Genomic DNA, 521 nt, shown 5'->3' with positions numbered 1-521 from the left:
TGCGCCCAATGTGGGGCTCGAACCCACGACCCTGAGATTAAGAGTCTCATGCTCTACCGACTGAGCTAACCGGGCTCTTTTTGTTCTTTCAGAGCGGAGATTTCGAGAAAGAAGGCTGTTGTTTTGGGGTACATTATGCTTGCGCTAATTTCATGCATCTAATTTCACAAATTTCTCAATTGAAGAACAACTAAATGAGTTGGACAACATCTTTAAATGAAATTGTGTACTATAGGCAGAACAGGTCAATGGAATGTAGAACCTTTGTGTTTGACATCTCATGGCGTACCTGAGAATGTCTTGTAGGAAGTATGACCACATACAAATGCACCGTCATGATCCCGCTGCCTTGTTTGACAAATTCATACGAATTGTATTTTAAACTAGGCATACAATACCATTGAATTGGAACCACTGCCAAAGACAGCTCTAAAACTTAAGCTCTGCGCCCAATGTGGGGCTCGAACCCACGACCCTGAGATTAAGAGTCTCATGCTCTACCGACTGAGCTAACCGGGCTC

2 tRNA genes are annotated in these 521 nt (G+C 43.8%); both read right to left on the bottom strand.

Annotated elements, in window-relative coordinates:
* Positions 1–2 precede the first annotated feature (2 nt).
* Positions 3–75, bottom strand: a tRNA-Lys gene (locus ACGLHS_RS32305).
* 371 nt (positions 76–446) lie between these two features.
* Positions 447–519, bottom strand: a tRNA-Lys gene (locus tag ACGLHS_RS32300).
* Positions 520–521: the final 2 nt, after the last annotated feature.

It is taken from the genome of Variovorax sp. VaC1, assembly GCF_043658315.1.
Taxonomy (GTDB): domain Bacteria; phylum Pseudomonadota; class Gammaproteobacteria; order Burkholderiales; family Burkholderiaceae_C; genus Variovorax.
The sequence above is the reverse complement of the archived record's forward strand: the minus strand, read 5'-3'. Positions and strand labels throughout refer to the sequence as shown.